At 57.7% G+C, this 222-nt stretch carries 1 protein-coding gene; it reads right to left on the bottom strand.

Going from position 1 to position 222, the window contains the following annotated elements; translation table 11 throughout:
• Positions 1–206 (bottom strand): hypothetical protein (locus tag EG19_RS14230; protein WP_038050611.1); only part of this gene is annotated, 206 nt, incomplete at its 3' end.
• Positions 207–222: the final 16 nt, after the last annotated feature.

Here is a 222-nt window from a genome sequence, read left to right as displayed (position 1 = left end):
GGCTTTTTAGCGAGAACCCGGAAGCTCGCGCTGAGTTTAGTAAGGTAGTTCACCGCGCCATCAAGCAAGGGGGCGCGCGAGGCTTCGTGCCATGCCACTATGAGCGCGAAAACTCGGTGCTTCGAGACGAATTCTTGGCGCATGTGGACGGAATCGTGCGTGATGCTGCCCGCCATAAGGTTTTGTGGCAGTTGCGCCGCGCCCATAAGACCCTGACATTTG

It is taken from the genome of Thermoanaerobaculum aquaticum, from assembly GCF_000687145.1.
In the GTDB taxonomy this organism is placed as follows: domain Bacteria; phylum Acidobacteriota; class Thermoanaerobaculia; order Thermoanaerobaculales; family Thermoanaerobaculaceae; genus Thermoanaerobaculum; species Thermoanaerobaculum aquaticum.
Note: the sequence above shows the minus strand (reverse complement) of the source record. Positions and strands in the feature narration are given on the sequence as shown.